Raw genomic sequence first — 19,187 nt, forward strand, 5'->3', positions numbered from 1 at the left:
CATGATTCTTCCTTTGATATTATTGAATTTTGCTGATCATTTCCAAAATTTCATCTTTCATTGTGAATATAGCAATCACTAATGGGACTAATACTTTGCTTGTTGTATTTTTAAATGCTTTTATTAAAACCCACTCATTAAGCTTGGGTTTTTTACTTAAGGTTAACTCTGAGAAAAATGAAAGTATGAGTAATGTGGCGTAGCATATCATACCGGCTGTGATTAATTTACCTATAAACTCAAGATGGAATTTATTAACTAACCATGGGAATGCAAAAATAAATATGCAAATGAGTATAGATAGTGGAATGAGGGCAAAATATGTGATGAATAAAAACTTATCTTTTCTATTCCTCTTTTGTTCAAGTATTCGGAGGTTGCTTTCTTCTATTTGAGTTATCTTTTGTTCAAGAAGAGCTATTTGTTCATCTTTTGCAGTGATTTTAGACTCTGAATCGATAAGAAATGAATTATTCTCACTAGCTAAATTCTCAAGCTTAGAGTTTACCTCCTCTATTTGAGATTTTTTTGATTCAAATAATGTCTTGTAATGTGTTGCTTGCTTAGCAAATTCAGATTCTAAGAAGCTTATGATTTCATCATTGCTGCTATCACTGTCAATAATTTTTTGTTTTAAAGCTTTGTCTGCAAGCATTGAGCTCAAAATATCAATATCAATATCATTGATGTTTTTGAAGGTGGTTAATGCTTGTATTATTTCAATGGTGACTTTTTCATCTTTAGCATCAAACTCTCCGAATAGGAGTGGAAGCCTCATTGTTTCCAATATCCCTGATTCTAATGCATCATCCCTAGGTACCCAAAACTGCAGTAGCTGAACAAGATTTGTTGGATGTAGAACTACTGGGAGATTAGTCTGCCGAATTTTTCTTTTTAGTTGATCAAAATGAATCATTGAGAAATCAATTGTAACGCCCCAATAATTTTCATCTAATGGGGATTCAGCTGTTTCTTCACGATGGTCTTTTATAATATACCAAAAAATCAAATCATGTTCGATTGCTTCGTATCTTTTTCTTTGGCTTTCAGGTCTTTTTTCTTCTTTTTTCCAAAGAGTTACTTGGTCACTAATAATTCGTTCATCACTAGGATAGTGTACAGTTGGCCATTCTAAAATCTTTATGCCTTTGTGTTCAAGGTGTCTAACTAATCCATCAGTATATGGTAAAAAGTATGCTTCTGGAGAAAGTATATCGTTAGTTTTTGAGCACTCGGTAAAATATTTTGCAGCAATGCTACTTTTTATTCCTGATTTAATAGCTGCCCTTGCTAAATGCGGAGAATAGCGAACGCGTTTCAAGTTATCAAGTTGATAAGCTACTACTTTCTTTATTTCTTCAAGCGTGGTTGGTAGGATGTAATATGATATTTTAACACTGCCAACTTTTTCAGAGAGGCTTAGTAATGATGCGGCAGACTCGTCCGCAGGATTTTCATGAAGCCCTAAAACAGAGAAGACAAAATTAGTGTCAAGAATTATCTTAACATTTCTTTGTTTTTTTGTATTTTCTAGGATTTTAATGGTTTCTTTTTTCAGTTGGGTAGCTTCAACGAAAAAATAAGCATTTAACGATCTAAGTATATAATTTTTTGTGTATTCAACATTTGGGTTAAAAAATTCCGTCAATACTTTCTTTAAGCTAATGTGCAGTTCTGATGGGTATTTATTAAGGAAACCATTTAACCAATCGTGATTATTATATAAAGTACCATTTTTAAGGAATGTATACGTGTTTGCGCCTATTTTTTGTATGGATTTTATTAATTCAGTTCTAAAATCCTCCCATACTATACTAGTGTCCTGAGTTATTTTCTCTTTAATTAATAATGCTTTAAAAAGAGTCTCAACTTTAGCGTTTTCATCAAATGATGCTATGTTTCTTATTTTTAATGACTTTCTTTCATTTTCAGTTAGTCGGTAACTCAAGTTGTTTTTTAAGATTTTTTCTTTCGATAATAAATAGTCTAATTGTGAAGTGATGTTTTCAATTGGAATGGATATATTTAGGTCTGAAGTGATCTTTGCGTGTAAATCTATTGCAGTGATGTCACTTTCACATTCCCATAAAAATCCAACTATAATTTGCGATGTTGCTTTTTTCCACCATCCACTTTTGTTGAGTTCAACATAGTTAACAAGCGAAATTAATTCATTTGACAACGGTTTTGTTACCATCCCCTCTCTCCCTAACATAAAAAACCTTAAATTTCACTGATTACGCTTTTAAAAATTGCATATTAATCATTATGTTGTGTTAAGTCGCCGATGCGGAAAAGTGAATTAGTATATTCAAAGGCAACGCGATAATGTCACTTTAAAGTAACAGAGCTTAATGTATATACTATTTATCAAAAATTAATTCCTCAATTTTTTGCTAAAAAATCACCCTTTTAATACTTTTGTGATTTGGTCGTAAATTTATTATGTTGGTTTTGTATGGATTGTACCCAATCTATTAAGCTCAGTGAAACATAACTGCGCGCAATGCTATCCCCGCCACGCCTGCCCGCTTTATAGGTCGCTTTTGATGCAATTGCGCGATCCGGTGTGATCCACGCCAGCACTGGTCTGGCGGGGAGAAAAGGGCAGGGCGATCACCATGCTAAATCATGCACTCAATGCATGCAGAGCTTCTTAAAGGGGATCACCCGATGTTCCAGGCTATTCTTCGTCGTCGTAAACCGTGAAGGGCGCATACGTGGCTTCCTCTTCATCCAATACCTGATCAGCCATATCAGAGATCATTTCCATAACCAGTGCGTACTCATCATTTCTGCACTGGGCTGACTGTGCGATGTCAGCCATTAGCCGGATTTTAGTCAAAGCCATTTTTAGCTCATGAGAGGATTCCATTACTCACTCCAATGCACTGGTTATTTGTACAGTATAATATGTCCATTCTATAACAAATTCCATAAAAAACTGCATGTTAATGGTCGAGCCATAGTTCTGATGAATACTTAATCAGTTATCATTTCCATAAAATTCTGCCCAATCCTGCAGCGGAGGGTATTGGATCTCAACGTCTCCAAAAGTGATTTTTGCCCCCCTGACTAAGGCCTCAAGTTCCCACTTCTCCGGTCTGATGTCGTGTTTGAGCAACTCTTGTTGAATCTGAGGCAATCTGTCACGTTCCTGCGGGGTCAATCTGGCAGAAGGAGCTGCAACACGCCTTTTAGTCGGGTCAAAACTACGCTGAGTTTTGCTGATCCTCGGTGTTTCTTCGCGCATACGCGCCACAATCGCCTTCACGGCGGCAGTGTCTGTCCAGTCAATAACTCGCAAGTTGTCATAAGTGGTCGCTGTGGTGACGCTCCTAGCAGGGTTATCGCGCACATTTGTGGCCGTTTTGTTTCCTCCCAACCCACAGTTATTGACAGGACTCCGAGGCGCGCCGGAGGCGCTTTTTGACGTCAAAATCTCAACGTCAACGGCAGAAGAAACGATGCGCCATTGGGTTGTACGCGTTTCATAAACACGAGAGTCGCCGAGGTGAGGGGCAAAAATGCCAACAACCTTTTTCACTTCTTCGTCGTAGGCGTTCAGTTCAGCGGCAACCCGACGAGCTACACGCACGGTCTGATCTTCACGTGGAACATTCGCGCCGCCTTGAGCCTCCATGTACGCCATAAAATCACCGGCATCAGCAGCTGCGCGTACTGCTTCGACTTCTTCGTCAAAGGTTTCAGTCAGGCTGATGGAACGGATACGGCGACATTCACGGTATGAACCCATCGTTGGCAGACCGATAGGGTGAAACTGCGGGATACGCCAGGTAGCAGCCCAGGCGGTAACAGCGGCAGCGGAGTCTGTCAACAACTCGCCGGTTTCGTGGTCACGCTCGCCTTCCAGTGCGTAGCCGTCGATATTTTTCGCAATGTATTTAGCGATGTATCCAGCCGCGCCGCCACGGTTCAGGTGCTTACAGTCAAAGCGGTTCTTTGCTGCGCCGCGTTCGTCGCCGTCTTCTTTCATGGCATATTTACGCATGATATCGATCACCGGCTGACGCATGTCGGGTTTGGTGAATAACATCATGTGCCAGTGCGGGGTCGCGTCGTGATGAGGTTCGACAACGCGCATCCCGTAAACGGACAGACCGCTATCTTTGAACGCGGTGCGCATTTTGCTCCAGATCCCGCATAGATAACGCTGCGCATCTTTCGGTGTATACGCTTCTTTGTCCCACGCATGATTACGCTGAACGCGTTTATTATCGCCTTTGCCAACAATGCGCGTCGGGTGATATTTGGAAGGGGTAGTGATAGTCAAAAACATGCCGACATCGCCATTTGCCGCAGCATATTTCTCGGTACCGGCTATGGTGCTCATTAGTTCCATACGGCGGATCTCAGGATTGGAGATGCTCGCCATTACCTTATCGATCAGACTAATGCGCTCGCCGGTTTCGACGTTTTCAAGGTCGCAGCTTTTCAGGTAGTCGAGATTCGACAGGCGGCGCGCACGCACTTCACGAATCGCCTGCTTACTGGCATAGGGAGAGGCGTCGCGGTTTACCTTGCCTATTGCGATCAGCAAAGATTCACGCCAGCGGGTTCGCTGACCTTTGAGCTGACTTAGCCACCATTCAGGATTAACCAAGCGAGACAGGCCAGCTATGGCGGAGACAGTATCAAGCTTGTCCTTGAGGTACCTTGTCCAGTGCATCGGCCTGACATTGAAGGCCTGAGCCATACCCGCGATTTCGCCATAAAGTTCACACTGCGTATCACGATCAAAAAGAATCGCGTTATCACCGTGGTATTGAGTTAGCAACTGTTCGCAACGGTCTTCATAGATGTCTTTGAGTTGTCGCGCGATGTCCTGAGCAAACCTGCGTAGTGGCTTATCAGTCATGCTCGGCAGCCCGTGATAGGTATCTGCCTCTGACATGAATCTCATGGAGGCATCAGCATTCATTGTGTGAGCTGAATTAACTGCATCAACACGCGGCAGGATGCTGCGTCCCAGAGTGTAAATCAGGTATTTGTAGGCAGCGATAATCCCCTGGGTATTAAGCAGGTGTGCGTAACGGCCATTGAAGATTTCACGCAGATCATTCGATAGACTTTTTAGTCTGATTAAAACGGCTTGCCCCTGATGGTATTCATCACGGGTAAGCGGTCTCGGTCTTTCTTGAGGCACGATCGGGGTGAGGGGTTTATTCCAGGGGAACGCCCATACGTCGGGCGTTCCAGTGTGAGGATTAAAACGGCTGGTCAGCATTACAGACCATCTTTGATATCAGTGATCAGATAGCCAGCATTAATGCCGGCCAGAATGATCAACGCTATCGAGAGAATTATCATTTGTCCCCTCGATAATGTTTGGCTGTCATCTCAGCAATTTCTTTGCAGTACACGCAAAGCTCAACGCCTGGCAGAGTTGCGCGACGCTCTTCGGGAATGGGACGATCACACTCAATGCAGAACATCGCTGAAACGCCTGCAACAGATGCGCGGGCAGCTTGAATTTGAGACGCGAGAATCAGTTCTGCACGTTCTTGAGCGGCGTCGATTACATCGGCCATCAGTGAAAATCTCCGGCTTCATTTTGAATGCGCGTAGCTTCATCACGCAAAGCTTCGGCGGCTTCGATGCCGGTCATTTCCTTTTTGGTGATGAAACTTGCAATAGCCTCAAGACGGGAAGCAAATACTACAGCACGATTGGCGCGCTCTTCGTTACGCACGGAGTTCAGCAACATTGTGAGTTTAGCGGTGTAATCACCTTCAGCTGCTGAAGCCATATCGAAACCGGTAACCGGTAAACCAGCAAAGCCGTGACGAGATTTATTGATGATGTTGTTCATAGTGTTTTCCTGTTTTTTAGGCAAAAGAATGCCCGGCGAGTTGACGCCTGTTAATTTTGTTGTGGGTTAGTGTTTAATATTTATTTTGCAGTCGTCTTCGCTGATAAATTTAGGCAGTGATTCAGTTAATCCCAGTAAAGAATTCAATGCTGCAACCACTTGATGCCTTTCTGTTGGCGTTAACTCTGCATACTTCATATCAACATGTCGCTGTTTTAAACCAGCATGAAAGCAGATCGTTTTGCGCATATGCAGCGGCTGAGTATCAAATGTCTCCTGCGCTACATTCTTTTTGTGTTCTAGCATCTGTTTAATTTTTGACAGATGTTTTTTGCCAATTTGAATATGTTCTTCATTAACTAAAAACATAATCACCTCAACTAAATATACGTTTTAAGACAGTGTTTTTTTTCTTCTGAGCCTGGCAAATGGGACGCTTTTTGATTACTGGGTTCCATATATTTCCATCAGGCATTTCCAGCCAGCCATGACCAAAATGACGGGATGGACTCTGTTGCTTCAGAAGAGGTGCGATTGAAATAGGCATGATTACAGCAGTCCGTTAGTCGTCACGTTCGCGATAGCGCCCACTGCAGACGCCAGAGCCGGTGATGCATGTACTCGGCCTTGTACAACCAGACCGATCAGCGATAAATGCCTGATACCAGCGTTTACGCCTGCCAGCAGTGACATTTTTCTTTGAGAGCTGACAGCACCGCCCTTTACAGCATCTGCAGCGATTGAACCTACGGCTGCAGTCGCTTGTAGCGCATAAGTCGAAAGATTAGAGGTAGCGATTTCATTGACAGGTACAGAAGGTAGGCAGTTAATTTGTGCCAGCATACCGTCGAGCAGTGCAGCGTCTTCAGTGAGATCAGTAATTAGCAAAAGCTCTTCGCAAGTGAGTTTATGAGGTTGCTCTGGATTAAATTTATTGCGCAGAATTTGGGGCTTAGTGCCCATCTGAGCCGCAAGTTCGGTGAGGTTATGACGATTCACAAAAGCCTTGCATGCATCGTCAAAGTGATAGTGTTTGGAAACACGATAATCAAACATTGTTAGTCCCTACTTGTTTGAATATTCTGACTCAAGGCTTTATGTATCGGCACTTGATGGCTTGCTGACGATTCTTTTGACGCCACGCTTCGAGGTTGATCAGCGCATTACCATGACGTTCCATAACAAAAGTTTGCATTTGACCTGTTTTACGGTTTTTACGCTGTTGCGTGATCGTGGTAGTAGGCGTTGGAGCAAGCAGGACTACGCCATTAGCAATCCACTTCTCAAGGACTGCGGAGCTGATGCCGTTGATTGCAGCAAAATCTTTCTTAGAAATTGTCGGGGAGTTAGCGAGGGTGGTCAGTTGCAAACTAATTGAGTTCACGATAGTTGCAGACAGGGCTGACTCTAACGCTGGAAGGATCTGGGAGACAACAGAGTTTAACAGCTCCTTAGAAACGATAGTCTTTTCAACGGGCGCTTGAATTGCATTCTGATCAGACATAAAGCAAAATCTCCTTTTAAGCAGTTTGAGTTCTACTGTGTAGCATGTGGTGTGTGATCACTTTAGAATACAAACATAGAATTGTAAAATACTTTTGTATTTTCAAGGTGGGCAATGTCTGAATCTAAACCTAATGCATCGGAAGTACTGGAACGTTTGTCTTCCTCTTATGGGGTGACAACACAGAAAGAACTCGCTGCCTGCCTTGAGATACCTGCGGGAAACGTCAGTGCATGGATGCAGAGAGGAAGCGTTCCCGGTAACGCCATCATCAAATGCGCATTAGATACCGGAGCGGATCTCAACTGGTTAGTTAGTGGTGGGTTTGCAAATGCAAATAAAAAAAATAATGATATTATAGGCTTCTCCCCGTCCTCTACCGCTCCGTCACTTAAAGGAAGTGATTTAATCCGCAAAATGCTCTCCACTGGAGGAAGGCCTGTACTAAAACGGATCATGGATGCATACGGTTTTAAAACGCAAAAAGAGCTAAGCGAATATTTTGAAGTCTCGACCGGTACAATCAGCACTTGGGTTCGTAGAGAGTTTTTTCCTGCAGACCTTGTGATTGCTTCTGCTTTAGATACTGGTGTATGCCTATCATGGGTTGCGACTGGTGAAGCAAAAAATTCACCATCGGCATTAAGCCAATCAATTTTAAAGAAAGAACTAAACTCAGGTGTTCTCGAGGATGCTGGACATTGGAATTCAGACTTAAGCTTTCTTTCTCACATTTTTATTGAACCCGTATTAATTGCCAACAGAATATGCTCATGGTTAGTTGATTTTGGTATCAAAGATATTAGTAATGGTCGTTGGTTATTAGATATTAATTCAAAGCATGATATTTACGATGTGGTTCTACTTCCAGCAAAAAAACTAAGAGTAAAAAGCAATAATATTCAATTTATGTGCGATTACAATGATGTAACAGTATGCGGAAAGGTCGTCGTTACCTTTGAAAATAATCTTTAGTAGCCAGATTATTTCTTTAACATAGCAATACGGAATGGGGTGTTAGTATGTTTCAAAGTGAAATTAGACAAGGCACGATAAATAACTTACTCGAAAGAGTAAGAGCTCGTAGATATGATAAGTATTTATTGAAAATAATTATTGAAAAAGCTCGCTCAATAAATAATAAAACGATTACTTTTGATTTTCCTGTTACAGCAATAGTTGGACCCAATGGAGGTGGTAAATCAACCATCGCCGGCGCTTCAGCGATCCTATACAAGGAAGTAGCACCTGCATTATTTTTTGCTAAAAGTGGTGCTTATGATGCAAGCATGCAAAACTGGAAAATAGAATATGAAGCCATAGATAGAGTCGCAAAACCCAATGATATATTAAGACGCACTGCAAAATATCACAATCTAAAATGGGCAAGAAATACATTAGATAGAAATGTCTTGATTTTCGGGGTAATAAGAACCGTACCCGCCTCTGAACGTAAAGAGTTAAGAAGATGTGTTTCAAATAATTTTGTTGTTCAGGCCGATAGGATCGAGGGTCTTTCAAATATAGTTTCAACTTCAGTTTCAGCTATCCTCGATAAAGATGTTTCTGAGTTTAAACATATGATTGTGGATGATTCTGGCAATGTTACCTTACTGTCAGGTGTAAATGATACAGGTGATTCATTTTCCGAATTCCATTTTGGTGCTGGTGAGTCAAGTATTATTCGGATGGTACTGCAGCTTGAATCCGCAGAAGATGGCACCCTTGTAATAATCGAAGAAATAGAAAATGGCTTACATCCGATAGCAACTATAAGAATGGTTGAGTATTTAATAGAGCTTGCTGAACGAAAAAAAATACAAGCCGTCTTTACTACTCACTCTAATGATGCATTAATTCCTTTGCCTAGTGAAGCTATTTGGGCATCTGTTAATGGAGAACTTTATCAAGGGAAATTAGATGTTAAATCACTTCGTGCAATTAGTGGGCAAATAAATTCTGCGCTAGTGATTTTTGTCGAAGACGAATTTGCTGAGCAATGGGTTAGAGCAATATTAAGTTTCATGCCAGATGTCGCGTTAGATGCAATTTCTATTCACCCAATGAAAGGTGATGGTACCGCAGTACGAGTTCATAAGAATCATAATCTTGATCCTAGTGTTCGACAACCTTCCTTATGCATAATTGATGGTGACTCCTTACAGAGACATTCATTGGAGGATTTGATTTTTAGACTGCCTGGAACTAGGCCTGAGGCTACTATTTATGATGATATTTTACAGAGGATAGATGATGTTTCTGGGGAGTTATCCATAAGATTGTTAAAGCCATACGAATACCAAAATGAGTTAAAGAACAAGCTAAGAAGCGTTCGAAATACTAACAGAGATTATCATCTGCTATTTAGTCAATTGGGCAAGGCAATTGGGTTCGTTTCAGAGGCTAGAGTAAAAGAAGCCTTTCTCACTCAATGGTGCGAAGCAAATCAAGAGTTTATTAACGATTTTCATGTTCAGATACGAGAATATTTACCCCAAAATAGCGATGTGGTTGAAATAAGGTAGGCTTATTTCTGCGGGTGGGTAATGAAGTTGTCGCCATTATTTCGCCAGAAAGTAGGTTAACTTATTGAAAAAAAAGGCCGAGATTAGTATTCGGTCTTTTTTTCACCTAACACCCTTCAAACCCAATATTTAATCCTTTCCATGCAAGAGGCATCGATGCTGATTTACAAAGTTTTCGGAAGATACCTTGGCGTTAAGCAAACATCAGAAGGTTGGCAGGTGTTTCGCGCTGATATGTCGGAGAGAAAATTTTCGAGGCTGTATGACATTATCATTCCTGATGACCTGACAGAGGATGAAATACCGGGTTGGCTTGGGGATATTTTTCATGAATCAGCCAGCGAAAAGCATCCTGATGTTATACGTGTCGAATGATAACTGCGTGCAATTACCGCTGAAATTCAGGCCAAAAAAAAGCCCGCTCGGGGCGGGCTGAAAGGGTTAAAGCGAGGGTCTTACGCACTATGAAGGACAGTTCACAGTGGACACAGGAGAAGAAACTTTGTCTTCGAAATCTAAGGTATCAAACAGAATGTAGGGTTATGTCAAATCTGAGTAAGTTTAGTTCCGGAGATGTAACTCTGCCGATGGCGGGTTTACATTGAGCGTATAACCGCTATCTTTTTATCGATAAACTCCGGTCTGTGCAGAAGAAATAAATTGGGTTGCATCGGCCGTCATAAAGGAGAGTTATGCGATATTGGATTGGCCTGACGGTTCTTATGATTGCCCTTATATTGTGTGCGCCGTGGATTACTGAGCGTATCCCTCCGGCTTACAACCCTCTGGCGCCACTCGCTGTCAGTGATTCTCCGAACCTCATTACTCGTTATAAACTCCGCCGTCTTGATAATAATCCGCAAGCCTGCCTTGAGGCGCTCGAACGCGCGCAAGCGGCGGGGGCGATTCAGTTTACGCCTGTCGGGAATATGGGCGGGAAGTGTCCGCTGAAGGATCCGGTGCGGGTCCGGGGATTAGGGGATGTGTCACTGAGTTCGAGTTATCTGGCCAGTTGTCGTCTCGCGCTAAGCAGCGCGATGTTTGTTTCTCAGGTGGCGAAGCCACTGGCAAGTGAAGCACTGCGTTCACCGCTGGTACGTATCGATCATCTGGGCAGTTATGCCTGTCGCAATATTTATAACAAACCGAATGCCAGGCTGAGTGAACATGCGACGGCGGAAGCGCTGGATATCGCCGGATTTTGGCTGAAGACGGGCGACAGCTGACGGTCTTGAAGCAATGGCCGCAAACCGGTGATGAAGGGCAGTTTATCCATACACTTTTTACGCAAAGCTGCCCGTACTTCGGAAATTCAATCGGACCGGATTACAACACAGCGCACGCCAATCATTTCCATCTTGGCTTGCGCTGGTTTGGTTTCTGTCGTTAACAGAACATTAATCTGCTAAATACCGCTCGACCAGACGTGTCCAGTAAGCCGCGCCAAATGTCAGGCTTTCATCGTTAAAGTTGTAAGCCGGATTATGCAGCGCAGCACTGTCGCCGTTCCCCAGTCGCAGGAAGCAGCCTGGCTTTTGTTGCAGGAAATAGGCGAAGTCTTCACTGCCTGAAATCGGCGGCAAGTTCTCCACGACGTTCTCTTCACCCAGCAGCTCTTTTGCCACTTCGCATGCAAAGGCAGTTTCCCTGTCGTGATTGACCAGAACCGGATATCCCGGCACATAGTCTATCTCGGCACGCGCCCCATAACCCGCGGCGTGGTTTTCGACTAATGTGCGGATACGATCTTCGAGGATTTTCCGCACGCCCGCATCAAACGAACGGACGCTCATTTCCAGACGCGCTGTTTCCGGAATAACATTCGAAGCATGGCCGGCATGCAGTGAGCCGATGGTAACGACCGCCGTCTCATTCGGGTCAATGCTGCGTGAAACGATCGATTGCAATGAGACCACTAAACTTCCGGCGACCAGAATAGGATCCACGGCCATATGCGGACGTGCGGCGTGTCCGCCTTTGCCATGAATAGTGATATTTACCGTATCGCAGGCGGCCATAAATGGCCCTGAGCGGAACATCATTTTCCCAACCGGATACCCCGGATGGTTGTGCAGTCCATATACGGCGTCGCAGGGGAAGCGATCGAACAATTTCTCAGCCAGCATACGTTCGGCACCGCTGTTGAAACCGATTTCCTCTGCAGGCTGAAAAATGAGATGAACAGTGCCAGAAAAGTTTTTGCTACGTGCCAGTTGTTCCGCCGCGCCAAGCAGCATTGAGGTGTGGCCATCATGACCGCAGGCATGCATTTTGCCAGGCGTCTGGCTGGCATAACTGACACCGGTTTGTTCAGTGATAGGCAGAGCGTCCATGTCTGCGCGAATGCCAATACTGCGAGTGCCCGGGCCGGACCTCAGCGTGCCCACGACGCCGTATCCGCCCACGCCGGTGGTGACCTGATAACCAAGTGCGCGCAGTTTGTCCGCGACTAATGCCGCAGTAGCGGATTCTTCATTGGAAAGCTCGGGATGTTGATGCAGGTGCTGGCGAATTTCACGCAACCCCGGCTCGAGATCGACCACGTCATCGAGAGTGCAAAGTGTTTTGTGAGTCATTATAAGTATCTGTCTGTGCCTGTGAGTTCAAACAGAATGCAGTGCGCGATGAGGGCTGGCAATCACTAATTAACGCACATGAAAAGGTTTATATCGATTCTGGAATGTTCAATTCAATACCGCTATGTAACTGATGTAACTGGCTAAAGTGTTTTCCGCGACATCGTCCAAAAAATGATTTGTGCTGTAGACAGCCGCCAACGCGATTTGGGAATATCTGGCAGGCGAAAAGTGGCCTGCCAGATAAGACATTTTTAAGAGGGGGATGGAAATCAGGCAGGAAGATAGGTAATTGAATGCTCGAGGGAGTCACATTGAGAATCAATGAGGACACTCCAGATCCCTTTATAAGGGATGCCGACATAAGCCGTGTTTTGATTATTCACGGTGAGGACGTCGCCGAAACCGGTGTGACGGCCCTTTTGCTCTGCGTCATTTTCACACATCAGATGGATGTGACATTTTTCTGAACAACGTATGACGACAGTATCGCCTCCAAACAGACTTAATCTGGTTCGAACAATTGGCATGACTTTCCCTCAATGATAAGTGAAGTACCTGAAATACGCTGTAACCGGACACTGCCAGGATTTAAGCCGCAGAGGCTGGGAGTGATGTGAGTCACATAACGTGCTTTAACTTATAAAAGCAGACTAAAGGTGGCGAAATAATGACCTTAATCAATAGTTATAAGATTCCATCAAAGTTTCGTGAATAAGTCGTCGCTTGGTTGTTAACGAAAGTGCTTAAACTTTTGTCACCAGAGCGTGTTGTGGAAGGTCGGTTAACAGCGGGTAAGAAAAACAATCCGGGAGGTAACATTCATGGGATATCGTGAACGCCAGTGATTACGCATATTCATTCGTTACAGAGTAATAAAATAGCTGCTTTTTCTTTCGCAAGCTGACACCCTATGGGGTCTGGCATGTGTGCACGCTTGAAATTGATTATTATCGGATTTTTTGCCGTCAAACCCGCTGGTTGAGCGGGTCATGAAATGAGTGTGCGCTACACTTTCTAATCTTATTCAGTCATAAGGGCATCGGATGATTTGCTCCGAAACATTCAAACACTTCAGAAATTTCAGTGCATTAGCGTTGATTCTGAACGCGACTTTTAGCCTGCCGGTACATGCGGATGATGCGCTGTTACGGGCATGTAGCAATGCAAAAACGGCAAAAGACTGCCAGTTACCCTTCCAGCAGGGACTTTCACCTGTTCAGGTAGGTTTGAGCCGTGAACCGTTGTGGGGTTTTGTCGACACCACCGGGCATATGGTCATTAAACCTGCTTTCAGTGAAGCGCGCGGGTTTGTGAATGACGTAGCCGCTGTCAAAAAGGGCGACAAGTTCGGTTATATCGATAAAAAAGGTAACTGGGCGATTGAGCCAAGTTTCACACGCGCCACCGATTTTAATGCGCGGGGTACCGCGCTGGTGGTTACGGACAACCGTCTGGCGATGATCAACCGCAAAGGGCAAGTCATCAAAACGCTGCCATTTGCAGCCTCTCTGGACACCAACGGTTTTATGCAGGGTCAGGCGCTTGCAAGCGTACAAATTCAGGTTTCCCCTGCGTTGTGGAACGCTTCCACCGATCGTTCTCTGTCATTACCCGATGATGTCATGGCGCTCGATTTGCCGCAGTCCGGGCTGATTCCGGCCAAAAAACGCGATACGGCCAACGACGGTTTCTGGGGTTATCTCAATAAAAATGGTGAATGGGCCATTGACCCAATGATTCTCAAAACCCGCGACGAACCATTGCTTAACGGTGATGTGGTTGCGGTGAAAAACAAGAATGACTGGGCTTTTGTTGATCGTCAGGGTGTTTCTCTGAGTAAAGATCAGTACAAATCCGTTCGTCCGCTGTCCTCAGGAAGTTGGCTGGTGACAACGAACGATAACTCGAAACAGTTGCTGAACAGCAAGCTCGAAAAAGTGCAGGATATTACTGCCGATCAGTCTGAGAACATTCTGGTCTGGGGTAAGGCTGTCGTTGGGCAAGGCAGTAAAGGGGTGATGATTATCGGTGCCGATAATCAGGTTGTGACCGTCAAAGCCAACAAGCCACAGTTATTGCAACAAGGTAACCGCCTTTGGGTGACGCAAAACGAAGGTAAAACGCTTCAGGTGGTACAGGTTTATGATAACAACGGCGTAGCGTTGCTCAATGATCCTACGCTTGCTGCCTTGAAGGATTACCAGCTGCAACCGCTGGCGGCGAGCGCGATGATTGATGACGCGCCTGTATTACCCGCCGGCAACAGTGATGTATCGCGCAATCTGCCTTGGGCGCTACTGAAACCTTCCGATGCCAGCAAACCCCCCGCCATTCTTACCTCGCAGGGTACTGTGCTCTCAGACCCTCAGTGGGCCGCGATTGAAAGTGCAACCGCTGAAAGTGAGAGTGCTCAGGGTCCGCTGATTATTCGTACTCAAAGCAAAAAAGTGGGCGCGGTGGATTCAGCAGGTAAATGGGTTATCCAGCCTACCTATTCCGACATTACTCCGTTCAGCGGCGATTACACCTGGGCCGTTGATAGTAGTAACAATACTCAGACGCGCCGTTTAATCGATCGCAACGGCAATGCGGTTGAAGTGCCTGCAAATATTGAGCAAAACGCACAGCGTCTGTCTGCCGGTTTGCTGTATTACACGGAAGGTGATAATGACGCGCGGCGCTGGGGCTTATGGGATATCGCCAGTAAAGGAATTAAAGCTGCGCCTCAGTTTGTACAAATCGAATCCTTCACCGATGGTTATGCGTTAGCGAAAGCTGATGCAGGATGGGGCGTGATTAACCGTGATGGTTCCTGGGCCATTCCCCCCTCTGCAGACCGCAGTGGCAAACCTCAGTACGTTGGCGACGGTATGTTTACCATCGCTGATAACGATCAACCCGGCGAGCGCGGCGCGGTTGCCAGCCATTACGGGCTCTACAGCGCTGTAAACGGTCTGGCTCTGGCCACTGACTTACTTGCCAGCCCGCAAAGGGTGGGTGAGAACCACTGGCTGGTTAAGCCTGCTGAAGGTGGTGTCGCGTTGCTCGATGATGCGGGGCGTGCGCCACTGAGTAAAGGCATTGCGGCTTCCTCAAGCTCCGTCGAAGGAGACTGGGTGATGCTCAATTTCTCCCCGCACTTTGGCGCAATCAACGGTAAGGGTGACTGGCAGATCGAGCCGTTGTACACCGAAGCGTTTAGTTTCATTGCGCCGCTTAACTGGAGCCGTGCAAACAGCGACGGTCAAACTACGCTTATTAACGATCACGGCGGTGAACCGCTGGATGGTTTTGAACAGGCGCAGCCGCTGAACTCCCTTACGCGTCTGGTTATGAATGACGATGCTACCGGTGAAACGGTGCTCTACGATAACGACGGCAACGAAGTCCAGCGCTTCGCCGGGCTGGGCAGCCTGCTGGCTGATAAAGCCAGCTCGGGTGTGATCCCAATGCGAAACGATAAAGGTCTGTTTGGCTTTGTTGATCAGCAGGGCAAAAAACTGATCGGTGCCTATTTCGATCAGGTCGGTGCTATGAATAATAATTTCGCCGCCGCCATGAAGAAATCGACCTACGGCAACTTATTCGGTTATATCAATCCGACAGGCCGTTTCGCTGTGCTGCCTAAGTTTGACTGGGCTGGTGACTTTAGCGAGAAACACGCATGGGCTGGTGGAAAAGGTGTTGTCAGCCTGCTCAACGCTGAAGGTGCCGTTCAGGCAAAAATTCAGATTCGCTGTAATCAGCGGGTCATTGTTGATGCCAAAGGCGCTTATCTGTGGCCCGCAAAAGCGCCTGCTTGCAGTAACGGAGGCAATTAATGATTGTTAGTAAACCTTCAAGGCTGCACCGCGCACTCTCTGGTGCGTTTAATACCACCAGCGCGCTGGCCTTATTGACGCTAACAACACCAGTGATGGCGGCTGACGCGACCAGTTGTTCTGCATTGCTGCCATCGTCGCAAACGGAGACTCAGGCCCGAAATGCGCTGCCTTTGGCGCAAAACCTGTGCCTGCGTGATGTGCATGAAGGGCGCGCTGCCGTGTTTCTGCCTTCAGCGGCGGGAAACGGTGACCGTTGGGGATTTTTAGATAATCAGGGTCAACTGGTGATCAAACCCGTTTTCGACGACGTCGGGGATTATCAAAACGGTGCCGCTGCCGCGAAGCAGAAAGGTAAATGGGGCTTTATTGATACGACGGGTAACTGGCTGATCCAGCCGACCTTTGACAGCGTGCAGCCTTTCACGAAGTCGGGTCTGGCGGCTGTCGTGCAGGCTGGAAAGCCGCAACTGGTCAACAGAAAGGGCGAACAAGCCGGTAAACCTTTTGATGAGCTGGTTGATGAAGCGCTGCTCACCGATGGGATACCTGCACGTCTGCGGCTTTCATTCAAAAGCGTATTACTTTCACCGGATGGTGTCCGCCACGTGGCGACTGACAAAATGGAAGTCGTCGAGCCTTTTGGGACCGAGGGTTTGTTTATCGCGTTTGATGCGACCCAAGGCTATGGCATTGCCGACGAGAATCTCACCTGGCGCATTCAGCCACAGTATTCCGCTATTACACATGATCCTCGCAATCCAGCCGTGGCATTGGCGAAAAATGCCGACGGCATTACGCTGATCAGTGCCGATGGCGTCCAGGATAAGCAAAAGTACCTGACGGTCAGTGAAGAGACCGGCGCGTTCTGGCTGGCGAAAACCGCCGACGGTATCAAATTGCTCGATAACTCTGCGGCTGTAATCGCGACGTTCAGCGACGCTGAGGTTTCCGCATTACGCGTAGCTGGCGATTATGTTCTGAATCCCTTGGCTAAAGACGCCATTACGCTTTATGTACCGGGCCGCAAACAGCCACTGACATTGCCTGCCGCCAGCGAACCGCTGGGGCAAAATACCGGTGATTTTTTGGTAACGACTAAGGGCGACCAGAAAAAAGTTAACGCGATCGTGGCACCGTCTGGCGGCATGATTGGCGGCACACAAAATGTAGGATGGCTGGCGCAAATTGCCAGTGCCGATGTGATTAATCATCGCTTGTGGCTGCGTAATGATCAGGGCGAAGTATTGAATGTGGTTGATGCCGCGGGTAAAGCGCTGCTGAGCCAGAAAAGCATCACTACTCTGGGCGACAGCCATATTGAACCTCTGAACGTCGGCGCTGAGCCCGTCTCGGCGCAATTACCTCTGGCGTTAATCCGCCCTGATGGCAATAAAGGTAAGGGCGGAGCCGGTTTCCTGCGCCCTGATGGTTCGCTTCAGCTGGAAGCAAAATGGCTGGATATTCAATCCGCTGACAGCAGTCAAAACGTCGGACAGTTCATTGTGGTCACTGCTGATGGAACGGGTGTGGTTGATGCGCAGGGTAAGACGCTAATCCCGCTCACCGAAGATAATATTTCACCTTTCGTTCAAGGTTATGCGCTGGATTATCTTGATGGCAAGCTGACTGCGATGGATCACGCTGGCAAACACTATGATCTGCCAAACGTGTTTGAGATTCAATCTGCGGGCAATGGCTGGTTCCGCTACCATGAAACGGCTGCAGAGGGCGCGCTGTGGGGGATTTTTGATGCGAACGCCCAGAAATCTGTTTCCCAGCCAGCGTATAAAACTGTCGGTAATTACGCTAATGATCAGGCTGAAGTTCAGATGCCCAACGGCTTATGGGGCATTGTGGAGGGTGAGGGTAAAATGCTGGTGGAAGCCAAATACGCCAAAGTGCAGCGCATTAATGTCGCGCTGTGGTTGCTGACTCAGCCAGCCGTAGCCGATCAACCTCAATCCGGCGTCCTCGCTGAAATCATCGGTAATGATGCAAAAACACGTATTTCGCCGACGGCGGGATTATCCGTCACACAGTTCACTGATGGCCGGATTTTAGCAACGTCGGCTGCAGGCCAGTCCTGGCTGCTGGATGCCGCAGGTAACATTCAGCTGCACGAACAGCAGACCCACATCAGTGCACTTGGCGACTGGGTGAAACTTTCACGCCAACCGCAGGAAGGTTATCTCAATGCGCAGGGTGAATGGCAGATTCAGCCCGTCGCAGAGACTGAGGGCTCTGCCTTCGAACAGGGGCGAGCGTTGCGTTCAACCACGGCGAGTGCAGAGTTAATTGACGATAAAGGTGCACGTGTCGCTGCAATGCCCGAGGGTCAGTGGGCGCTTCCTGTTGCCAGCGCATGGTCTGTATCGTATGACGCCCTCGAGGGTGTGCCTTCGACACGCTACGTGGATAACACAGGCAAGCTGGTTCTGACCGTTCAGGGACATGCCAGCCGCATGACGGATGGACACGCGGTACTCACCCATGAAGATGGCCGTAAAACCTGGATTGATGCGCAGGGTAAACCGGTTGAAGGTGTCGCCTATACCGATCTCGGCCTGCCGGTTGACGGTCTGGCGTTTGCCCGCATTGACCAGAACTATGGTTTTGTCGATGCGCAGGGTAACTTCGTCATTCCGCCGGTCTTCAGTGCGGTGTCGCCGTTTGACAGCGGCGTTGCCGTAGTCTCCACGCCGGCAATGTCCATGATGATCAATAAGGCCGGGAAACCGTTGGCACGCGTCGACAAAGAATGCGGTATTTCCGTGTTGTACGGTGCGGGGAGTTCACGACAGTGGCCGCCCGCTATGCCAGAAAACTGTACGAAATAGTGCGTGCCTTCTCTGTCCGAAACCCGCTTCGGCGGGTTTTTTTGTGCTAATGTTTACAGGTAATGGCTGTGAACTATCTCAATTG

At 46.6% G+C, this 19,187-nt stretch carries 16 protein-coding genes and 1 pseudogene; 6 read left to right on the forward strand and 11 right to left on the reverse strand.

From position 1 onward, the window contains the following. Positions 1 to 19: 19 nt before the first annotated feature. The 9 genes from I2123_RS10025 to I2123_RS10065 form a co-directional block, all read right to left on the reverse strand. The gene (locus I2123_RS10025) at positions 20 to 2,197 is read right to left on the reverse strand and encodes a hypothetical protein (protein ID WP_213052342.1); all 2,178 of its coding nucleotides are present in this window, start codon (positions 2,195 to 2,197) and stop codon (positions 20 to 22) included. A 486-nt stretch (positions 2,198 to 2,683) separates the two neighbouring features. Next, complete coding sequence (locus tag I2123_RS10030; protein WP_213052343.1) at positions 2,684 to 2,851, reverse strand: hypothetical protein; 168 nt, start codon at positions 2,849 to 2,851, stop codon at positions 2,684 to 2,686. 135 nt (positions 2,852 to 2,986) lie between these two features. After that, positions 2,987 to 5,248, reverse strand: coding sequence for a replication endonuclease (locus I2123_RS10035; RefSeq protein ID WP_213052344.1), 2,262 nt, complete (start codon positions 5,246 to 5,248; stop codon positions 2,987 to 2,989). Between the two features lie 79 nt (positions 5,249 to 5,327). Then, positions 5,328 to 5,552, reverse strand: coding sequence for a TraR/DksA family transcriptional regulator (locus I2123_RS10040; RefSeq protein ID WP_213052345.1), 225 nt, complete (start codon positions 5,550 to 5,552; stop codon positions 5,328 to 5,330). Further along, positions 5,552 to 5,833 carry a DUF2732 family protein gene (locus tag I2123_RS10045; protein ID WP_244879904.1) on the reverse strand — a complete coding sequence of 94 codons (282 nt, stop codon included), beginning with the start codon at positions 5,831 to 5,833 and terminating at the stop codon, positions 5,552 to 5,554. The genes I2123_RS10040 and I2123_RS10045 overlap by 1 nt, the downstream gene beginning before the upstream one ends. Positions 5,834 to 5,899: 66 nt before the next feature. Continuing rightward, positions 5,900 to 6,202, reverse strand: a complete 303-nt coding sequence (locus I2123_RS10050; RefSeq protein ID WP_195814404.1) for a hypothetical protein — start codon at positions 6,200 to 6,202, stop codon at positions 5,900 to 5,902. 7 nt (positions 6,203 to 6,209) lie between these two features. Continuing rightward, positions 6,210 to 6,380 carry a phage filamentation protein Fil family protein gene (locus I2123_RS10055; protein WP_213052346.1) on the reverse strand — a complete coding sequence of 57 codons (171 nt, stop codon included), beginning with the start codon at positions 6,378 to 6,380 and terminating at the stop codon, positions 6,210 to 6,212. 2 nt (positions 6,381 to 6,382) lie between these two features. Continuing rightward, on the reverse strand, positions 6,383 to 6,889 hold the full coding sequence (locus I2123_RS10060) for a phage regulatory CII family protein (protein ID WP_112168813.1): 507 nt from the start codon (positions 6,887 to 6,889) through the stop codon (positions 6,383 to 6,385). Between the two features lie 31 nt (positions 6,890 to 6,920). After that, on the reverse strand, positions 6,921 to 7,337 hold the full coding sequence (locus I2123_RS10065; protein ID WP_213052347.1) for a hypothetical protein: 417 nt from the start codon (positions 7,335 to 7,337) through the stop codon (positions 6,921 to 6,923). A gap of 114 nt (positions 7,338 to 7,451) precedes the next feature. On the opposite strand from I2123_RS10065, the gene I2123_RS10070 reads away from it, so the two are divergent. The 4 genes and pseudogenes from I2123_RS10070 (at position 7,452) to I2123_RS10085 (ending at position 11,252) form a co-directional block, all read left to right on the forward strand. Continuing rightward, a complete protein-coding gene (locus I2123_RS10070) occupies positions 7,452 to 8,312 on the forward strand; it encodes a helix-turn-helix domain-containing protein (RefSeq protein ID WP_213052348.1) in 861 nt (286 codons plus the stop codon). Between the two features lie 47 nt (positions 8,313 to 8,359). After that, positions 8,360 to 9,862: an ATP-dependent nuclease gene (locus tag I2123_RS10075; RefSeq protein WP_213052349.1), complete on the forward strand. Its 1,503-nt coding sequence runs from the start codon at positions 8,360 to 8,362 to the stop codon at positions 9,860 to 9,862. A 156-nt stretch (positions 9,863 to 10,018) separates the two neighbouring features. Further along, positions 10,019 to 10,237: a DUF7661 family protein gene (locus tag I2123_RS10080; RefSeq protein ID WP_213052350.1), complete on the forward strand. Its 219-nt coding sequence runs from the start codon at positions 10,019 to 10,021 to the stop codon at positions 10,235 to 10,237. A gap of 317 nt (positions 10,238 to 10,554) precedes the next feature. After that, a pseudogene (locus I2123_RS10085) lies at positions 10,555 to 11,252 on the forward strand (extensin-like domain-containing protein). Between the two features lie 7 nt (positions 11,253 to 11,259). On the opposite strand, the gene I2123_RS10090 reads toward I2123_RS10085, so the two are convergent. Together I2123_RS10090 and I2123_RS10095 are read right to left on the reverse strand one after the other, a co-directional pair. Continuing rightward, positions 11,260 to 12,438, reverse strand: a complete 1,179-nt coding sequence (locus I2123_RS10090) for a M20 aminoacylase family protein (RefSeq protein ID WP_213052351.1) — start codon at positions 12,436 to 12,438, stop codon at positions 11,260 to 11,262. A gap of 272 nt (positions 12,439 to 12,710) precedes the next feature. Next, a complete protein-coding gene (locus tag I2123_RS10095; RefSeq protein WP_213052352.1) occupies positions 12,711 to 12,968 on the reverse strand; it encodes a DUF1883 domain-containing protein in 258 nt (85 codons plus the stop codon). Between the two features lie 516 nt (positions 12,969 to 13,484). Here I2123_RS10095 and I2123_RS10100 point away from each other — a divergent pair. Together I2123_RS10100 and I2123_RS10105 are read left to right on the forward strand one after the other, a co-directional pair. Next, positions 13,485 to 16,262: a WG repeat-containing protein gene (locus I2123_RS10100; RefSeq protein WP_213052353.1), complete on the forward strand. Its 2,778-nt coding sequence runs from the start codon at positions 13,485 to 13,487 to the stop codon at positions 16,260 to 16,262. Next, entirely contained in the window at positions 16,262 to 19,102 is a 2,841-nt protein-coding gene (locus tag I2123_RS10105) for a WG repeat-containing protein (RefSeq protein WP_213052354.1), read from the forward strand. Before I2123_RS10100 ends, I2123_RS10105 begins: the two co-directional genes overlap by 1 nt. The last annotated feature ends 85 nt before the right edge of the window (positions 19,103 to 19,187 follow it).

The sequence above is a fragment of the Rahnella inusitata genome (genome assembly GCF_018288855.1).
Lineage (GTDB): Bacteria > Pseudomonadota > Gammaproteobacteria > Enterobacterales > Enterobacteriaceae > Rahnella > Rahnella inusitata.

Excerpts from the sequence above, each read along its gene's own strand:
- I2123_RS10070 (WP_213052348.1), top strand. The coding sequence starts at position 7,452 with ATGTCTGAATCTAAACCTAATGCATCGGAAGTACTGGAACGTTTGTCT.
- I2123_RS10035 (WP_213052344.1), bottom strand. The coding sequence starts at position 5,248 with ATGCTGACCAGCCGTTTTAATCCTCACACTGGAACGCCCGACGTATGG.
- I2123_RS10045 (WP_244879904.1), bottom strand. The coding sequence starts at position 5,833 with ATGAACAACATCATCAATAAATCTCGTCACGGCTTTGCTGGTTTACCG.
- I2123_RS10095 (WP_213052352.1), bottom strand. The coding sequence starts at position 12,968 with ATGCCAATTGTTCGAACCAGATTAAGTCTGTTTGGAGGCGATACTGTC.
- I2123_RS10050 (WP_195814404.1), bottom strand. The coding sequence starts at position 6,202 with ATGTTTTTAGTTAATGAAGAACATATTCAAATTGGCAAAAAACATCTG.
- I2123_RS10025 (WP_213052342.1), bottom strand. The coding sequence starts at position 2,197 with ATGGTAACAAAACCGTTGTCAAATGAATTAATTTCGCTTGTTAACTAT.
- I2123_RS10055 (WP_213052346.1), bottom strand. The coding sequence starts at position 6,380 with ATGCCTATTTCAATCGCACCTCTTCTGAAGCAACAGAGTCCATCCCGT.
- I2123_RS10080 (WP_213052350.1), top strand. The coding sequence starts at position 10,019 with ATGCTGATTTACAAAGTTTTCGGAAGATACCTTGGCGTTAAGCAAACA.
- I2123_RS10075 (WP_213052349.1), top strand. The coding sequence starts at position 8,360 with ATGTTTCAAAGTGAAATTAGACAAGGCACGATAAATAACTTACTCGAA.
- I2123_RS10090 (WP_213052351.1), bottom strand. The coding sequence starts at position 12,438 with ATGACTCACAAAACACTTTGCACTCTCGATGACGTGGTCGATCTCGAG.
- I2123_RS10060 (WP_112168813.1), bottom strand. The coding sequence starts at position 6,889 with ATGTTTGATTATCGTGTTTCCAAACACTATCACTTTGACGATGCATGC.
- I2123_RS10065 (WP_213052347.1), bottom strand. The coding sequence starts at position 7,337 with ATGTCTGATCAGAATGCAATTCAAGCGCCCGTTGAAAAGACTATCGTT.
- I2123_RS10100 (WP_213052353.1), top strand. The coding sequence starts at position 13,485 with ATGATTTGCTCCGAAACATTCAAACACTTCAGAAATTTCAGTGCATTA.
- I2123_RS10030 (WP_213052343.1), bottom strand. The coding sequence starts at position 2,851 with ATGGCTTTGACTAAAATCCGGCTAATGGCTGACATCGCACAGTCAGCC.
- I2123_RS10105 (WP_213052354.1), top strand. The coding sequence starts at position 16,262 with ATGATTGTTAGTAAACCTTCAAGGCTGCACCGCGCACTCTCTGGTGCG.
- I2123_RS10040 (WP_213052345.1), bottom strand. The coding sequence starts at position 5,552 with ATGGCCGATGTAATCGACGCCGCTCAAGAACGTGCAGAACTGATTCTC.